Source organism: Dechloromonas aromatica RCB, assembly GCF_000012425.1.
In genome coordinates, this window is sequence record NC_007298.1 from 1,773,058 (window position 1) to 1,789,819 (window position 16,762).

General features: G+C 55.2%; 16 protein-coding genes. 11 read left to right on the top strand and 5 right to left on the bottom strand.

Features of this window, described 5'->3' with window-relative positions; genetic code table 11:
- Positions 1 to 103 precede the first annotated feature (103 nt).
- Complete coding sequence (locus tag DARO_RS08495) at positions 104 to 1,870, top strand: hypothetical protein (protein WP_011287403.1); 1,767 nt, start codon at positions 104 to 106, stop codon at positions 1,868 to 1,870.
- Positions 1,871 to 2,108: 238 nt separating this feature from the next.
- Here DARO_RS08495 and DARO_RS08500 read toward each other — a convergent pair whose 3' ends face one another.
- Together DARO_RS08500 and DARO_RS08510 are read right to left on the bottom strand one after the other, a co-directional pair.
- Positions 2,109 to 2,393 carry an integration host factor subunit beta gene (locus DARO_RS08500; protein WP_041224292.1) on the bottom strand — a complete coding sequence of 95 codons (285 nt, stop codon included), beginning with the start codon at positions 2,391 to 2,393 and terminating at the stop codon, positions 2,109 to 2,111.
- Between the two features lie 605 nt (positions 2,394 to 2,998).
- Positions 2,999 to 3,442 carry a hypothetical protein gene (locus DARO_RS08510; RefSeq protein ID WP_011287406.1) on the bottom strand — a complete coding sequence of 148 codons (444 nt, stop codon included), beginning with the start codon at positions 3,440 to 3,442 and terminating at the stop codon, positions 2,999 to 3,001.
- A 30-nt stretch (positions 3,443 to 3,472) separates the two neighbouring features.
- On the opposite strand from DARO_RS08510, the gene DARO_RS08515 reads away from it, so the two are divergent.
- Complete coding sequence (locus tag DARO_RS08515; protein WP_198134121.1) at positions 3,473 to 4,225, top strand: DUF4339 domain-containing protein; 753 nt, start codon at positions 3,473 to 3,475, stop codon at positions 4,223 to 4,225.
- 131 nt (positions 4,226 to 4,356) lie between these two features.
- Positions 4,357 to 5,091, top strand: coding sequence for a hypothetical protein (locus DARO_RS08520; protein WP_011287408.1), 735 nt, complete (start codon positions 4,357 to 4,359; stop codon positions 5,089 to 5,091).
- Here the strand turns inward: DARO_RS08520 and DARO_RS08525 are convergent.
- Positions 5,088 to 6,214, bottom strand: a protein-coding gene (locus tag DARO_RS08525; RefSeq protein WP_497462969.1) for an IS3 family transposase whose coding sequence is annotated in 2 segments (ribosomal slippage) — positions 5,088 to 5,956 and positions 5,956 to 6,214 — 1,128 coding nt in all. Because the reading frame shifts where the segments join, the coding sequence is not laid out codon by codon here. The two genes, DARO_RS08520 and DARO_RS08525, sit on opposite strands and share 4 nt — an antisense overlap.
- A 491-nt stretch (positions 6,215 to 6,705) precedes the next feature.
- Between DARO_RS08525 and DARO_RS08535 the strand changes: the two genes are divergently transcribed.
- From DARO_RS08535 to DARO_RS08560, 6 genes are all read left to right on the top strand, one after another.
- Positions 6,706 to 7,047: a glycine zipper family protein gene (locus DARO_RS08535; RefSeq protein WP_011287409.1), complete on the top strand. Its 342-nt coding sequence runs from the start codon at positions 6,706 to 6,708 to the stop codon at positions 7,045 to 7,047.
- A gap of 35 nt (positions 7,048 to 7,082) precedes the next feature.
- Positions 7,083 to 8,039: a DUF932 domain-containing protein gene (locus DARO_RS08540; protein ID WP_011287410.1), complete on the top strand. Its 957-nt coding sequence runs from the start codon at positions 7,083 to 7,085 to the stop codon at positions 8,037 to 8,039.
- A gap of 85 nt (positions 8,040 to 8,124) precedes the next feature.
- On the top strand, positions 8,125 to 9,135 hold the full coding sequence (locus tag DARO_RS08545) for a lambda-exonuclease family protein (RefSeq protein WP_049758578.1): 1,011 nt from the start codon (positions 8,125 to 8,127) through the stop codon (positions 9,133 to 9,135).
- Positions 9,136 to 9,220: 85 nt separating this feature from the next.
- Positions 9,221 to 10,138, top strand: a complete 918-nt coding sequence (locus DARO_RS08550) for a recombination directionality factor (protein ID WP_011287412.1) — start codon at positions 9,221 to 9,223, stop codon at positions 10,136 to 10,138.
- 146 nt (positions 10,139 to 10,284) lie between these two features.
- Positions 10,285 to 10,566 carry an integration host factor subunit beta gene (locus DARO_RS08555; protein WP_041224860.1) on the top strand — a complete coding sequence of 94 codons (282 nt, stop codon included), beginning with the start codon at positions 10,285 to 10,287 and terminating at the stop codon, positions 10,564 to 10,566.
- Positions 10,563 to 10,949: a hemerythrin family protein gene (locus DARO_RS08560; protein ID WP_011287414.1), complete on the top strand. Its 387-nt coding sequence runs from the start codon at positions 10,563 to 10,565 to the stop codon at positions 10,947 to 10,949. The genes DARO_RS08555 and DARO_RS08560 overlap by 4 nt, the downstream gene beginning before the upstream one ends.
- Positions 10,950 to 11,375: 426 nt before the next feature.
- On the opposite strand, the gene DARO_RS21660 is transcribed toward DARO_RS08560, so the two are convergent.
- Positions 11,376 to 12,173, bottom strand: a complete 798-nt coding sequence (locus DARO_RS21660) for a response regulator (RefSeq protein ID WP_011287415.1) — start codon at positions 12,171 to 12,173, stop codon at positions 11,376 to 11,378.
- 165 nt (positions 12,174 to 12,338) lie between these two features.
- Positions 12,339 to 14,801, bottom strand: coding sequence for a diguanylate cyclase (locus DARO_RS21665; RefSeq protein WP_011287416.1), 2,463 nt, complete (start codon positions 14,799 to 14,801; stop codon positions 12,339 to 12,341).
- Between the two features lie 432 nt (positions 14,802 to 15,233).
- Here DARO_RS21665 and DARO_RS08585 point away from each other — a divergent pair, with 432 nt between their 5' ends.
- Positions 15,234 to 15,641 (top strand): hypothetical protein, encoded by a 408-nt coding sequence (locus DARO_RS08585; protein WP_198134122.1) that lies wholly within the window; start codon positions 15,234 to 15,236, stop codon positions 15,639 to 15,641.
- Positions 15,642 to 15,732: 91 nt separating this feature from the next.
- Positions 15,733 to 16,761, top strand: a complete 1,029-nt coding sequence (locus tag DARO_RS08590) for a hypothetical protein (protein WP_011287418.1) — start codon at positions 15,733 to 15,735, stop codon at positions 16,759 to 16,761.
- The last annotated feature ends 1 nt before the right edge of the window (position 16,762 follow it).

Sequence of the window (16,762 nt, forward strand, 5' to 3'; positions counted from 1 at the left end):
GTCTTAGTTGTGCCGGGTGACGACATTAAAACATGACAAGGGGAATGAGCGTGGGCTGCTGGATTAAAGTAGAGATTTCTGACATCACTTAGAGAACCGATCCATGAACGAAGCTTGGATTCTTCAAACCTCAGAAATTCGGCGTCCGTTCTCTCGGGCGACCTGGGTCCCACTTCGGGCGTCGCTCAATGACGAGAAGGGCAACGTGAAGGAAGTTGGGTATGTCGACGACATGTTCGCTTGCGGCTCAGTCGCCTTTCCAAGCAAGCATCGCGAACTTGCCGAGCGCTTGAGCTGGAGCGACATCGGCATCGGGCACACCGTGGCACCGTATGCGTACTCGGACGGACATTACTCGCCGATCGATGAGTACCAGTACAACGACAAGGAGCCAATCGGGATCAACCTTGTTTTCGAGCACCCACAGCCCGTAGTTGGCGGCCGGCAGTGGATCCTGAACCCTGACTTGGTGGTCGCGCTTCGCCTGATTAAGGAAGGGCCTAACTGGATCAGGCCGGAAGAGGACTTTGTCGTGGTCGCCAGGGAGACGGTGGAAAGCGATAGCAGCCATCGCCTGATAGAGATCAAGCGCGAGTTCCTAATGGACTATCTGGCCGCGCGCGGCCTGTCCCTTCGTCTGTCCTATTACCGCCAGCGCGTCGAAAACGTGGCCGACCTCAAAGACAGCCCCTATGCCGGCCTGAACGAGTTCCAGGAGCAGCGTGAAGGTGGAAGGTACGAGCTGCGCATCAAGGAACTGAACGCCGTGTTTGGCGGGAGCTGGGCGTCGTTTCGTATGTGGCGCACCGACATCGACGAGGAGGAAGACGCTCCGGTCATGGGGCCTGAGACGAACGACAACACCGCCTCAGAGAGTGCTAGGGGCCATCGAAGCGGCTACCCCGGTGTGCGCGTCGAAGGCGAGTTCTGGCGAGACGAGTGGATCGAACACCAGGGAAAGAGCACGCGTGTGCGCGGCGACGAGGATCAGAATCTGCCGCACTTCATCGTGGACACGGACGGTTCTCGAAAGTTCTCTGCCGAGCTCAACAACGAAGACGTCGGACGGTGGCTCTGGTTCCGCCCGTCCGTGGTCAACGAACTCCTGAGCCATCGAGGCTTCTCCCTAAAGTGGTACACGGCTGAAACCGGCGCAATCAAATCCTCTTCGGGGTACTCAACTCATTTCGGTATCAACGCCTCGGAACTCATCACCATCTACGCGTACGACATCGCCAAGCTGCCCGCCTGGGAGCAGTTCCTCTGGGCCGCGAGCAATGTCGCCCCGGAGGGAAAGGTCAGCGCGGAGCTCCTCGCCTCGCAGGTCAAGGCGCAGCCAGCGGACACCAATGCCGTGGAGGATATTCTGTTTGGGTGCATGCGGTTACTGGAGGCCGACTTTCGCAAGACATTCGGTGTGTCGCTGTTTTCACATGAGATTGATGATGCGGCCTCGATGCAGCAGGTCTCTCGCTTTTCGAGCAAGGACCAGGCGTCACTCTTGCGGCTGGCCAAGGAGCTCGTACGCATCTTCTCCGACCGACTCGACGTGCGCGCTCTTCGAAAGCTGTCCAACCACCCCGACAAGGAGAAGCTGGGCTCTAACAAGTTGCTGCAGAACATCCTTGCCCAGAAGGCCGGTGAGGAGCGCGCACGAGAGGTCTTCGCTGTCATCGTCGGCACCTACGACATGCGCCTTGGCGACGCGCACCCGACTAGCTCGAAGATCGGCGAAGCCCTCAAGCTCGCCGGCATCGACGCTGGGGCGTCGTATCTGCGACAGGGCGAGCAGTTAATCCACAACTTCGGCCATGCCGTTTGGTGCACCGGGAGTCTGCTTTTCGGAGGCAACGAGAAGAACAAGGGATAAGCCGTTCGCTGCCGATCGGCGGATCGGCGATGAGTGGCGGCAATCACCCTTGAGCGGACATCCTCGGTCATTTCTTTGGACGACCGCTAAGGCCGAGTTGCTGGCTTAAGCTTTCCGGCAGGTTTTAGACGAGTTGCCGTTCTCTACCATTTATCTCTAACCGGACAAGTTGATGATTTCGTCTGGTCCACACTGATGCGATTCGGTAGTCAGCACAGTACGATTTCTTCCTCAACGCTTACTTTGGTGTGAGCACCAGTTCGCGAAGTTCCTTCCCGGCCTTGAAGTGGGGAACGTACTTGCCGGGGACGGCGACCTTGTCACCTGTTTTGGGATTCCGGCCCAGGCGAGGCGGGCGGTAGGTCAGCCCAAAACTGCCGAATCCACGCACTTCGACGCGATTTCCAGCGACCAGCGTTTGACCGATCTGATCCAGAAGTTCCTTCACGCAGACATCCACATCCTTGATCAGTAGTTGCGGGAAACGCTCGGCCAGTGACAGGATCAGTTCGGAACGGGTAATCTCAAGGAAGTCATCGAATCAGAATCCGGAATTCTGGCAGAAGGGGGATTTCAGGCCAAGGTTAGTGTAGTGGCATTGCTGACCATGCCGCCCTGAGGTGATCTTTGGCTGGTATAGAATCGGCCGTAAACGATCAGACGCCGAAGCAAGGCCTGGCCTTAGCTACCTACCGAATTACCTACGGCTACTCACTGACGAGCCTGTTCCAAACATTCGAATACGCGAATTGGTAGGCGTGGCGATGGGCGACCCGCAGTCTCCAATCTCAAGCTATCCGTATGCGGCTGGTCATTTCGCTAGAACTTCTGTGAAGGCACTTTCCCCTTCACATTCCAAGCAAACATGAGGGAGGATTCGCAGAATTCCTGCTTGGTCTCCAAGTCCATCCACCATACCAAGCGGCGACTGTCTGGCCCCAGGTATTTCCATTCCTTGGTTTCCCCACTGCAAAGTTCGATTGAATAAACTGCATTGATATCGAGTGCCATTAGGGATTGATCCGACTGTTGTGAGCGTCCGGAGATACTCCCCCAACTACGAGCATTTGGAAATCCGTCATCCGGCCTAACCCGGAAGTCTACCCTGCAGCTCAACAGCAAGCGTGCTCAGTGCTCGCTGGAGGTATTGGCTCGCCAAGGCGGAAGCGAGACAGCTAATTGCTCAATCAGATTAGCAATCAACTCACGTTGATGCCCGGATAACAGCCGATAACGGCCGAGCAACTGCAACTCATCCGCCGTAGGTGTCGTCACTGATTCGGGCTGAACGGCAACTGAGGCATTACCCGTCGCAGGTGAGTCATCAATGCCGAAGCGCAGCCACGTATTCGAGACATTGAACATCCTAGCCAGAACGGCAATCTTGTCCGGAGCGGGGCGGTTCTCTCCTGTCAGCCACTTTTGCGCCGCCTGGTTCGTCACCGCTTTGCCCGTGTACTGCAAGTTGAACTGTATGGCCAATGCCGCCGGGCCATCGATTCGTTTCGGCGCGTGCGTGAGTGCTTGTTTGAGCCTTGCAGAAAAGGCTTCCTTTTCGGGTGTCTTCGCCATGAGCGAAGTGTGAAATATTGGTTGATTGTGATGACAACTAACAAGTTGTCGAAAAATATCAATCGATATACGATGCAACTTGTTTGGTTGATGCATTTTGGATTGTTTGAGGCCTTGTCGCGTTTGTTGCAACGGGGGGATATCCCTGGATTTTCCATTCCAGAGTTCAGCATGGCCGTTTGTCTCGGTCCGTCATTTCACATCGAAAAGGGAGTTGTTATGGAGAGCAGTGCGCAAGCCACGGCAGATGTAGCGTGGTTTTACGAACAAAACGGACAGCGTTTGGGACCCGTCAGCGAATTGACACTGGCCTCGATGATCAAGGGGGCAATCGTGTCGCGAAACTCTTTGGTCTGGCGGGATGGTCTAGCGGCGTGGACTCGCTTGGGTGAAACGGAGTTGAAACGACACCTCGATCCCCACGTTCCCCCTCCGCTCACTGGGAGTCAGATCAAAAATAATCTCATTTGGGTTCTGGCGGCAGCCCCACTCATTGGCCTCGTCCTGGAGGCTGTCCTCTCTTTGCTCTTGCATGGTGATACCTACGATGCCGAGCTTGCCTTGGTGACACATCGCTATTGGTTCGTCACGCTTGCCCTGAATATTGCCCTGTCGTACTTCGATGAGCAGCGCCTGAAGAAGGCCGGTTACGACACCAGCCAATTCAAGGGCTGGGTCTGGTTGGTCCCCGTTTATCTCTACCAGCGGGCCACGGCACTGGGGCATTCAAAGATGTATTTCACAACGTGGATCGTGTGTTTTGTACTGAGCCTGTGGCGCTGAATCGACATTTGGGGTCGAAAACATCGATTCCAGATGGCAATGGTCACATATTCCATCGATGAGAATGCCCGCGAATAGGGCCTCAAACGTGATTTTTAGGGCCTGATCGCCCTTCCTTGGGAGAAAAATTCATGAAGCAACAAAAAATGGGCCTGGTTGCCCTGACGACGGCTGCTGTTTTGTCGATGACGCTGGCAGGGTGTAAAGACGAACCGTCATCCGGGGACATCAAGGACAACCTGAAAGCCATGGTTTCAGATTGCCCTCTGATTAAGGTGAGCGGGGTTGAGAAGCTCAATGGTCGTCCTGGCTCGACACCGGATAGCTATTACGTGAGTGCAAAATATACGCTGTCTTATACCCCGCCGAAGGAAATGGAAAAAATCCTGGATGAAGCGGTTGAGGCCGTCAAGCTGCACAACGCCGAGATCGACCAGGGACATGTTGAAGCGCTCAGGCAGCGGAATATTGAAGCGAGCGCTGAACTGGAAAAACTCAAGGGGGAAATGGAATCAGCCAGAACGTATTTAGAGTGTCGGGCGAATGATCGAAACTGCTTGGCTGAGTTCACAAAAGCGACCGGTTGTTTCATTTCAGCCGATCTCCGTGATTGCATCGGAGAGATCAATAGCGTATCGGACAGGCGGTATACCGGCCAAATCGATAAACTGGAGCAAGAGATCCGTCAAAATGAGGATGCGCTTTACAAGTTGAAACCGGAACCGCTCCCGACCAATTTTAATTTGCGGGGCAAATTTTATGAGATTTTTGAAAAGCAATGCCGCGTCGAAGGTAGGTATCAAAGAGGTGGCCCCGCGCAGTTGGACAGAAATTCGGTTTTCTTAAGTGATTTCTCTGCGGGTTAAGCCGCTGCGGCGAGCAGCGGCTGGTTGAAGTAAGCCGTATCCGGGGTTTGCCCGTCAAGCGTTGAGTGCGGGCGACGGCGATTGTAGAAATCGAAATAGCGGGCCAGCGCCTGCCGGACCTCGGAAACGGTGTCGTAGCCGTGCAGGTAAATCTCCTCATACTTGACCGATTTCCAGAGGCGCTCAACGAAGACGTTGTCCCGCCAGCAGCCCTTGCCATCCATGCTGACCTGAATGGTGCTCTCCTGAAGCAAGCCAATGAAGGCGGAGCTGGTGAATTGGCTGCCTTGGTCGGTGTTCATGATTTCTGGTCGGCCGTACTTCATGATGGCTTCTTCCAGGGCATCCACACAAGGATCGGAGGTCAAACTGTTCGATAGGCGCCAAGCCAGCACCCGGCGAGTGGCCCAATCAAGCACCGCGCTCAAATAGACGAAGCCCCGGCGCATTGGGATGTAGGTCGTATCCATGGCCCAGACCTGATTCGGACGGTCGATGGCGAGGTCGCGCAGCAGGTAGGGATAGATGCGGTGCGCCTGGTTGCGCCGGCTGGTGTTGGCCTTGCGGTAGATGGCCTGAATATCGAGCTTCTTCATCAGCGTACCGACATGCTTGCGGCCGATTCCATGGCCTTCCAACTTGAGCATGTCACGCAGCATCCGCGCCCCGGCAAAGGGGTATTCCAGATGCAGTTCATCGATTCGACGCATCAACCGAAGATCGTCTTCGGGGATGGGCTGCGGCTGGTAATAGACAGAAGAGCGGGAAAGTTCAAGCAACTGGACTTGCCTGACGACAGGCAGATCGTGGGCCTTGTCGATCATCGTTTTGCGCTCGCATCGCCGATGCGACCGAGCGCGCCGGCCAAAAAATCGATCTCCAACGCCTGCTGGCCGATCTTTGCATGCAAATCCTTCAGGTCCGGCGTGGCCGCCTGCTTCTCGGCAGCCGTCGCAAAGACACCCGAGGCGTTCTCGAGCAGTTGCGTCTTCCACTGCGTGATTTGATTCGGATGAACATCAAATTTCTCCGCTAACGTGGCCAGCGTCTCGTCACCCTTGAGGGCGGCAATCGCCACTTTGGCCTTGAAGGCGGCTGTGTGGTTACGGCGAGGTCTTCTCATTGCTTCTGCTCCTTGGCAGGCGATTTCCATCGCCCATTGAAGCAGAGATTTCACTTAACCGGATGTCCTGATTCGCGGGACCACCTCTCAACGTCTCATCCCGATCGAAGGGTTTATTGCGAGTGGTCCAGCAGGCTCTTTTGGCAAGGCTCAAGAGGCAGGATTCAGCATCGAATCCACGATGATCAAAACAGAGAAAGGATGGCGCTTACAAGTGCTCGGCATGTAAGGCGCATTACCATTTCAGTCCCGATCACACTATCGGTTCCATAATTTGATCGTCACATATCCCAAAACTGAAGGCGCCCGAATAAGGCCTTTCGTCGTTTCAGGTGCTCGTTCAAGCCTGAGGTCGGGCTTGTGGAGCCCATTCCTCTCTAACTAGCCTAACCGCTGACCACTAAAACCCCGGATCAACCGCTGCTTGCGTGTTGATCCGGGGTTTTTGCCGTAGACGGCCGGTTTTGGCTTTCTCATTCAGGAGCTTTTCCATGTCACTTCAATGTCCGCGTTGCCAATCCCTCAACGTTTCCACACTCGATGAAGCCGAATTCCTGGGGGGCGCCATCGGTTCCGTCGGTGGTGCCGCCAGTGGTATCGCTGGTGCCGTCAGTGGCGGTGAAACCGGTGCTGCACTTGGTGCCATTGCCGGTCCGCTTGGCAGCGGTATCGGCTTTCTGGCCGGCGTCGCCATCGGCGCGTTGGTCGGCGGTACGGCCGGCTATCTGGCTGGTTCCCGGATCGGTCGGGTCATCGACCGGGATGTGATCAGTCAGCACGTCTGCGACGACTGCGGTCACAGCTTCAACCCCCAAGTGCCCCAGTTGCGCTGAGCATCCATCCCAATTTCTCAGAAGGAGAATCCAACATGGCTCATCTCGTCCACACCATGGCATATGCCCATGAAGCGCCGTGGCATGGTCTCGGCAATCTGCTTCCGGCCGACGCCTCGCTCGAAACCTGGCAGGAAGCCGCCGGCATGAACTGGCAGATCCACGAAACGCCTGTCCTCTATAACGTCGCCGGGGATAGCGGCTTGCACGTCAAAGCCAATCCCGACAGCAAAGTCCTGTTCCGCTCCGATACGCACGCTCATCTGTCAGTGGTCTCCAATCGCTACAAGGTCGTTCAACCTCACGATGTCCTGGAGTTCTACCGTGACCTGACCGAAGCCGGTGGCTTTACCCTGGAAACCGCCGGCGTCCTGAAGGAAGGTCGCAAGCTATGGGCTTTGGCCAAGACCGGTCAGGAAACGCAATTGCGCGGTGGCGATCAGGTCGGCGCCTATCTGCTGCTGGCCACCAGTTGCGATGGCACCTTGTGCACCACGGCCCAGTTCACCTCCGTCCGGGTGGTCTGCAACAACACCCTGCAAATGGCCGTTGGCGATTCCTCCGGTGCCGTCAAAGTCCCGCACAGCACGACCTTCGACCCCAAAGCCGTCAAGGAAGCCTTGGGACTCGGCCTGTCGTCCTGGGAACGATTCGTCACCGACATCAAGCGCCTGGCCGATCGTCCCATCCACAAGTTCGAGGCCATGAACTTCCTGGTTGATGTGTTGGGCGATCCCAATCTGCCGCTGGCCGAGCAACCCAACCAGAAAGGGCTGCAACAGGTATATGCGCTCTACAACGGTCAGGGCCGAGGTGCGGAACTCTCGTCAGCCAATGGCACGGCCTGGGGATTGCTCAATGCTGTCACCCAGTACGTCGACCATGAACGCCGGGCGCGCAGTACCGACCATCGTCTCGATTCCGCCTGGTTCGGCCAAGGTGCCACGATCAAGGGAAAGGCCCTACAGAAAGCCCTGGCGCTCGCGGCCTGATCTTCCATTCGATCGACCCATCCCACCCAAGCAATGCCTGGTCTCTCCAGAGAGCCAGGCATTTTTTATGTCCAAGGAGTCTGTCATGGCACTACCGAATACTGCGCTCGCGATCCCGACGATCTCACCCCGGCCAGCCCTCAAGCTCGTCAAGACCCTCAACCTCAGCCGAGAACGTTGGCTCGATGTCCGCAAGCAAGGGATCGGCAGTTCCGATGCCGCCGCAGCCGTCGGTCTCAATCCCTACAAATCCCCGCTCGAACTCTGGCTCGAGAAGACCGGTCGCGACGGCAACTTGCCAAAAGCCGATCCGCACGATGAAGAATCCCCACTCTACTGGGGAACCCTGCTCGAACCCATCGTCGCGGCTCACTACACCAAACGAAGCGGACATCGGGTCCGGCGGATCAATGCCGTCCTCCAGCATCCCGATCCGGACAAGGCCTGGATGCTGGCCAACATCGACCGGGAAGTCATTGGCGTACCGGATGTCCAGATCCTCGAGTGCAAGACCGCCGGCATCAATGGCGCACGCCTATGGAAGGAAGGCGTTCCTGAATACGTTCAACTGCAAGTGCAACATCAACTCGCCGTCACCGGCAAACAAGCGGCCGATGTGGCAGTCCTGATCGGTGGTCAGCATCTGGAAATTCATCGGATCGAACGTGACGACCTCCTGATTGGCCGTCTGATCGAACTGGAACGACACTTCTGGCAGTACGTCGAGACCGATACCCCACCGCCGGCCGATGGCTCGGACTCCGCCGACACGGCCCTCAAGGCCCTCTATCCCTGTGATAGCGGAACGACCGTCGATTTCAGCGATAACCGGAACCTGTCGGCCACCTTTGCCGATTGGCTCTCGGTACGGCAAACCCTTGCTGATACCGAAGCCTTTGAAGCCCAGTTGAAGCAAACCCTGCAACAGGCAATGGGCGAAGCCAGCAAAGCGTGCTTCGAGACGGGGGCAGTGACCTGGAAGAAAGCCAAGGACAGCACCACGATCGATCTCCCCGCCTTGCTCAAGGACTATCCCGAGTTCCAGCAGCGCTATGCGATCGCCAAGCCGGGCAGCCGACGTTTCCTTGTCGCCTGACGAAATTTCACACACCCCAAAAAACCATCCCGGCCTCGCTCTGATGAGCTGAGGTCGGAATGGTCATTGATAGAGGAGTACACCCATGTTGAAAGGGCTCACCATCACCCCGCCGATTCTCGGGCGGATCTCGATTGGCAAGGTCGTCGAGAAGGCCGGCAAACGACTGCCGGAGAAGGACGATCAATTCACCATCACCAGCCAGGTACAAGGCAAGGACGGCTGGTTGCCGCATCCCTTGGATGAAGGCCTGCGCAAGGAGCAGGGCGGGAAAATACGGAGCATTCCGATCCAGTTGCTGTTCAACGACCCGGAACTGAATTTCCGGGCGGAGTACAGCTTGTTCGACCGCAATACCGGTCGGCCACTCTGCGTCGGCAACGGAGAGACCTGCAAGCGCCAAAGTGAGGACGGCATCAAAAGCCTGCCCTGTCCGTCACCGGATGGCTGCCCACTGGCCAAGGGCAATGCCTGCAAGCCGTATGGCCGCCTGAACGTCAGTATCGGCGATGACGATCCATTGGGTAGTTTCATCTTCCGGACGACGGGGTTCAATAGCATCCGGACCTTGGTGGCCCGCCTGCACTACTTCCAGGCGATCTCTGGTGATCGGCTGTCCTGTCTGCCGCTGGAACTACGCTTGCGTGGGAAATCGACTCGCCAGAGTCACGGCACACCGATCTTCTATGTGGACATCACACCGAGAAGTGGAATGTCCGTCGAAGACATGTTGGCGGAGGCGAAGCAAAAGGCGGCAGATCGGCAGTTGGCGGGTTTCGATCAGGCGGCATTGGAGTCAGCTGCCCGGTTGGGATTGGGGAGTGGAGCGTTTGAGGAGAGCGAAGAGGAGGGGGCCACCGTGGTTGAGGAGTTCTTTAGCCCTGGAGAATTGGCCGAGAACTCAACGGTGTCCAACGCCGACTGTCAGAAACCTTCGTCACTGGTGGATCGACTGGGGGAGAAGATGGCTGCTGCGAACTCGGGGATCTCTGCCGAGGGGTGAGAGACGGGCTTTCCTGGACTTTGGTCTGGGGAAGCTCTGTGGCTCGGGGAGTTTCTTTTTTTGGGCCAGCCCCTCATTGCAGCGCGCTTCTAATTTGCGCTACCTCAAGGTACCCAGCGAGCCGGTGGCTACAATGCCACGCCATGATTGTCAGATCCGAACTATCACAACGCCTGCACCAACGATTCCCACAGTTGAACCGGGGAGATATCGATGTGGCTGTAGGCGAGATCCTGGGTGCCATTGGCCAGCAGCTGGCGAAGGGGGGCCGAGTCGAGGTCCGCGGCTTCGGTAGCTTTGCGCTCAACTATCGGCCGCCACGCCTGGGGCGCAATCCGATGACCGGAGAGCGGGTCGCAGTACCGGCGAAATGGACGCCACACTTCAAGGCCGGTAAGGAACTGCGCGAACTGGTTATGCGCCCATGACGATCTCCATCCTTAAAACAGGCCACGCCGAAATTGACCGGCAGCATGCAGAGCTCCTGATCTGCTTAGCTGGTGTGAAGGAATTTGTCGGCGGTCAGTACGCCTTCTCTGCGGGCTTCACAGCAATCCAAGCACTGATTGGCTATACCGAGGATCACTTTGCATTTGAAGAGGGTCTTCTGCGCCAGTGGGACTACCCCGATTTGGATGCACACGTCGAGCAACACAAATCACTTGTTGCTGAAGTTCGTAGGCAGTGGGGGCGCGTTGAGCAAGAAGGGGCGGACATCGCCCGAGAGGTGGTCGAAACAATCGAAGGCTGGATTACCGACCACATCAATGTCGAGGATCGCAAATTCTCGGGGGTCGTTCGCTCGGCGTGATGGAGTTGTTTGGGGAGAACAGGAGAGTCGTCGCGGCTTTGGCCGAATGGTTCCCGGAGCCCATCTTGGCCGATGCAGGAACGTCGGCAATGATTTAAAAGGACGTACTCTACGCTGTCTACAGGATCGCACAACAAAGTGTTTCATGGCCATGAAACGACATTTTTATATGACGATGCGGCCCCCAGATCTAACGATGCGGTAATATTTTCTCCGCAAAATTACGGCTTTCTGCAAATACGCAGTAGGTCGTGCCACATCCTCCATCGCAACTTGAATCGAGTCGTTCACCAGCCACGAAGCGGAAGGGCTTATCCGACTGCACCATCAAAAAACTCAATCGCCGCGTGAAACTTTGGCTAAATACTGAGTCACTTGCTGCGACAAACTCACTCAGCGACCGGCTTGCTTTGTCGCTCTGCCCCCCTATGAAGAGAGGAGTTTATTGATGAAATTCTCGACGTAGGCTGGGCGCAGGGGCTTGATGATGTAGCCTACCGCGCCGAGTCCGGCAGCCTGTGCCACAAGAGCCTTGTCGGTGCAGCCGGTTACAATCACTACGCTAGTATTCGGGCTCGCCTCGACGATTTTCGGCAAGGCTTCCAGCCCACCCATTATCGGCATGTTGATATCAAGGCAAAGGACGCGAGGCTGATGCGTCAAGGCTGCCTGAATGACCTCATTTCCATTGGCGACAGACTGCACCACCTGGAGGCCAGACGCTTCGAGCAGTCCTTTCAGGACGAGGCGAACTGAACCATTGTCATCGGCAATTACCGCTGTCCCGCGCCGTGATTTTCGGCTACCAATCTCTGACGACGAGCGGGTACCGGAGACATTGAGCGTTGCCTGCTTGGCAAACTTTCGCGTTTGTTCGACGGCCCGCAGTTCCGCGATGATTTTTTCCTGGCTGAAGGGCTTGCGGATAAAGCCGGATGCGCCGGCATCCGCCGCCAGACCTTCCACGGCGGCATCGCTGGAAGCGGTAATGAAAACGACATCAACAGTTGGTATCTCGGCCTGGATGGCGCGCAGGATAGTCAAGCCGTCGCGGCCCGGGAGGTGGTAATCAAGGCAGACCACTTCTGGAGTCGTCTCGCGGATCAGTTCCTCGATACCGTTACCATCACCAAAAACTCCGACCACCTTATGCCCAACACTGGTGAATAGAGCTGTCAACACCTTGCGCATGGTGGCGTTGTCATCAACAATCACGATTCGCATTGGGTACAACTCCGCCATCTGCCAAAGTAATAATGTTGCAAGACTAACAGAAGCTGCGGCCTGAAAATCGACAACAGGCGGCCGTTACAGCTTGCTACGCTTTGGTAGCCAAGCCACGTAAACCGAGAAAGCAATACGGGTTGGCTGGGCGCTTAGAGCGCTGATTCAGGAACTCACCCGGTTTCGCCCGTCTTTCTTCGAACGATACAGTGCAGCATCGGCCCGACGTACCGTCTCGTCTTCATTGGCATCCTCTGTCCGGGAATTTCCAACGCCAATACTAACGGTTACACATCCGACCACAGGGAATTTCTCTTGATGGATCGCAATTCGGACTTTCTCGGCTGCAACCATGGCACCTTCGATTTCGGTGTCCGGCATAAGGGCTATAAACTCTTCTCCCCCAAAGCGAGCAACGAAATCAGTGGCGCGGAGCGCTCCCGTAAGCGTCACTGCAAAATGTTCAAGAACATGGTCGCCGGTCTCATGTCCGTAGGTGTCATTGATCATTTTGAAATGATCAATGTCCATCATGAATACGCAATATGGGCTTCCCGTGCGTTTTAGACGCAGGAATTCTTGGCGAAGTCGTTCATTAGCTGCCAATCGATTCGGTAGCTTGGTCAATGCATCCTGATGGGCAAGTCGCTCCAGTTCCTGGTTTGCCATCAATAGCGCTTCCGTCCGTTCCGCTACTTGTTGCTCCAGGTGCTGCCGATAGACCTTGCGTGCTTCATCGAGCGCTGCTTCAGCCTCTTTTCGGGATTGAATGTCCTCGAGTACAGAGACGAAATAGTCCGGCTGTCCTTCAGATGTTCTGACCAGCGCAACTGTGAGGTTGACCCAGGTTAGCGTGGCATCACGACGTACATAGCGTTTCTCCATGCTGTAGCTTGAAATACTCCCTGCCAGCAATTTTTGGAGGTTGTCGAGATCCGTATTTAGATCGGGAGGGTAGGTGATTTCCTGAAACGTTAGGCCAAGCAGTGTTTCACGCGAGTAGCCAACAATTTCGCAGGTTTTGTCATTGACGTGTAGCCACTTCCCATCCAGCGAAACGTGAGCCATGCCGACCGCTGCCTGCTCAAAGGTTGCACGGAAGCGGATCTCACTGTTGCGTAACGCCTTCTCCCCTTCAATGCGTTCAGTAATGTCTTGTACCGTTCCACGCAGCGCCAAGATATCACCCTCTGCGTCGCGAATGGCCTCGCACCTTGCATGAATCCAAATTTGCGAACCGTCGTTACGGTAGGCTTGCAACTTGAGGTCGTAGCCAATCCCCGTTTTTATTGCCTCTTGCGCCGCGGCATTCACGCGTTCCCAGGACTCGATCGAGAGGAGCGTTCCACGCTGTTCCGGGAAGGGGGGGACATCACGCCCATAGATATGACGAATTTCCTCGGAAACGTTAATTTCATGGGACTTTGGATTCCACTGCCAGATTCCGAACTTACCTACCCGGTGCGCCTCAAGCAGTTCTTTCTCTCTTGCCAAAAGAGCTTGATAGGTTGATTGAAGACTGGCCGTTCGCTGTTCCAGCAAAATGGCTGCTTCGCTCATCGCTCCTAGCACTTCGGCTGCTTCCTTGATATGGACCACTGTTGCCGGCAGTGGCTCCCCGGCCCCTAAGGCCTTCGCAGGGGCTTGCAATGCTCGTACAGAGACGGCAATCCGACCGCCAATCAACCACGCTAGCACGATCCCAAATCCAAATACGGCCATCATGCCCAAAGCCATGATCAAGAGTTTGTGCTTTAGCTCTGCCTCAAGGGACTTACGGGGAATACCGATGCCGACGGTCCAGCCGGTGACTGCTGAACGGCTGAATACGGAGAAGACAGGAATCCCCTCTCGGGTTGTTGTCTCCATTCCCCCTTCCTGAGATTCTTGGAAACGCTGAATGAATTCCGCGGTTCCTTTTTGTCCTACAAACTGCTCGGCGTTGTGAGTACGGGAAACAATTGTCCCCGTCGTATCGAAAATAGCAGCGACCCAATCGTCCGGAAGCCGTTGTGCCAGCAGTATGCCGCTAAAATCATTTGGATCGATGCCGATGCTAAGCACGTAGCTCACTTTTTCATTGGTCAGAACAGGGACATCAATGCTCATGACAGGGTGTTGGGTCAGTTCACCCATGAACAAGTCTGAAATCAATGGCTTGCCCGTTTCAAATACACGGCGAGCAGCGGTGAAGTTGCCGTGCTTAGGCAACAGTTGTCCGAACGGTTTAAGCGTGTTGACGATCTGCTGTCCGGATGGGTCGGTCAATACAACGTTCCTTCCTTGCTTGTTCGTGGCCAGCAATTCTGTCGCTCGACGGTGGAAGTCAGCGAAGTTGCGCTTTGATAAAGAGCCAGCCGTTGACAAGGATTGGGCTGCAATTTCTGCCTTGAGCAGATGGGCATCAACAGCCTGGACCAACGCGCGAGCAGTCTGGATTGTGTCTTTTTCCAAGCGGTCACGACCATCGCTGTATTCAAGGAAAAAGAAGATGACGGTCCCGACGATGCCAGGAATAAGGCAGATGATGACCAGCCATCCCAACAACGTATGAATCGTCCAGTGGGGCGTGGCGCAATTTTGGGTGGCAGATTGCCCAGATGTCATTATTTCTGTTTTTATAGTCATCGGGTGGCAAGAAGTATTACTAAAGCAAAAGAAAACTATATCAGTGAAGCATTATGAGTTACTAGCCAGAAGTTATCGCAAATTGATTCCCAATTGGGTTCATCAAAGGACATCGTTGGAATAATGCAACTATAGATGCCTATGGCGACACCAAGAAAGAACTTTTCCGGGCTATGACTGCTTTGTAGCAAGAAGCCAGACTAGTGCTCTCAGCCAGAAGCGGACACTTGCTTGCCCTTCCCCAATGCAGACATTGCCCAGCGGAAGTTGTCCGGCATATTGAAGTTGTTATACTGACAGCCAATATTCCAAATAACTGAAAACAATGTGCTTAGTTCAACGTATCCGGCGTCAGCAATATCAATTGTTATACGGCCCCCTGCGTCCGTGTAAACACTGTTGGGCCTCATGAGAGTTGTGCGAATTTCAGCGTTGTTGCTTATCTCTTTTCTTCTCCTTGGTTGCGAGCGAAGCAACGGCTCGTTCGTCTGTCACTTTGGCGTGCCCGGAGGAGATGCCTACGCTATTGCGGACATCGTTGCCAAACACATCAAAGAGCACTACGCCTTCGCAGATCGAACGACTGTAGACAGAACTCACAGCGGGAAAATCTATTACGTTGCCCCCGGCTGCGTGCCGTCATTTACGTTCTACGAGATAGTCGAGCCCAGTGATATTCGTGAAATCGAGGAGTTGGCGAAGCAATCGCTCTCGCTCGCAGGAATCGACAGGGTTTCGCTGGTTTTCTATGAAAAGCAAAATTGGGTAACAGCGTCACCCAACGGTGGCGGTCATAGGGGTCACGAGAACGTTGTCAAAAAAATCACTGTCGAGAAGTAGGCAATGAGGCCCAACCCATCATTCGAGCGGACCTTGCGCGAAAAGCCGCGCAAGGCCGCTCAATTCAAACGTTAGGCATCCTAGATAAGCCATGCCACAGATCCAGCTTTCCGAACTCGCAAAGATTCCGCAGATCGATCACACCAACCTCGGAGGACGAGGGCTGGCTTCATTGACTTTCTTCGTCGATGGTGAATGGCATCTTTGGGTCCCGACCGACGCCGGACTGATTCGCTTGAAGGGCTGGCCCGCTGAAGGATTCTACTTTGCTGTCCAGCCAGAATCCGAAAAAGATGGATACCTGCATTTCCTGGACTTCATCGCTCAAATTGGGAACTCTCAAGGTGTCTCGCGACCGATGCAAGGGTTAATGGAAGACTTCTTCAACTTAAGCGGGTGCCTGAAGAAGTTCGACTTACTCTTCGAATACTCTCAAAAAGATCGATCGGGGGTTTCTCGGCTAGTAATTACAGAGCTTGAGTACCTGTTCACGGTGTGTAAGAGCATATTTGACCTCCTACAAGAGGTCGTAGCGGCACAGTGGCAGAACATCAGGCTTCTTGACGAGACCAAGCGTAAGCGGCAACTACCCGAGACATTCGCCGCCGTTGCCCTAGAAGCCAACCGTCTGAGAACCGAGGAGGAATTGGTCGCTCGCTTCCTTATTCCGAAAGAACTCGCAGCCTTCTATGTAAGGAGTGGAGCGTTCTTCCAGATCCTGCGCACGTTCCGGGATAAATTCGTTCATGGAGGAAATTCGCCGGAATTGGTATTCGTTACAGAAAGAGGGTTTGCTGTGCAAGCCTCAACCAAACCGTTTTCGCTCTTTAACATCTGGAACGAAGAGCATCGCCTTCCAAACGATCTTTGCTCACTTCGTCCCGCGATTGCATACCTCGTGAATGAGACGCTCAAGGCTTGCGAGGACTACGCGTCAACAATTCAAACCGTAATTAAGTTTCCACCACCGGTTTGTCCTGGCCTGACCTTCTTCATGCGCGGCTACTTCAACGAGCACCTGCTCATGAATGACAAAGCACTGCGTGAGTGCCTGTGGTGGGAAGATGCCCAACCAATCATTCCACCGGACCTGTCGCGGCAAGCCGCGCCAGTCCGGTGAA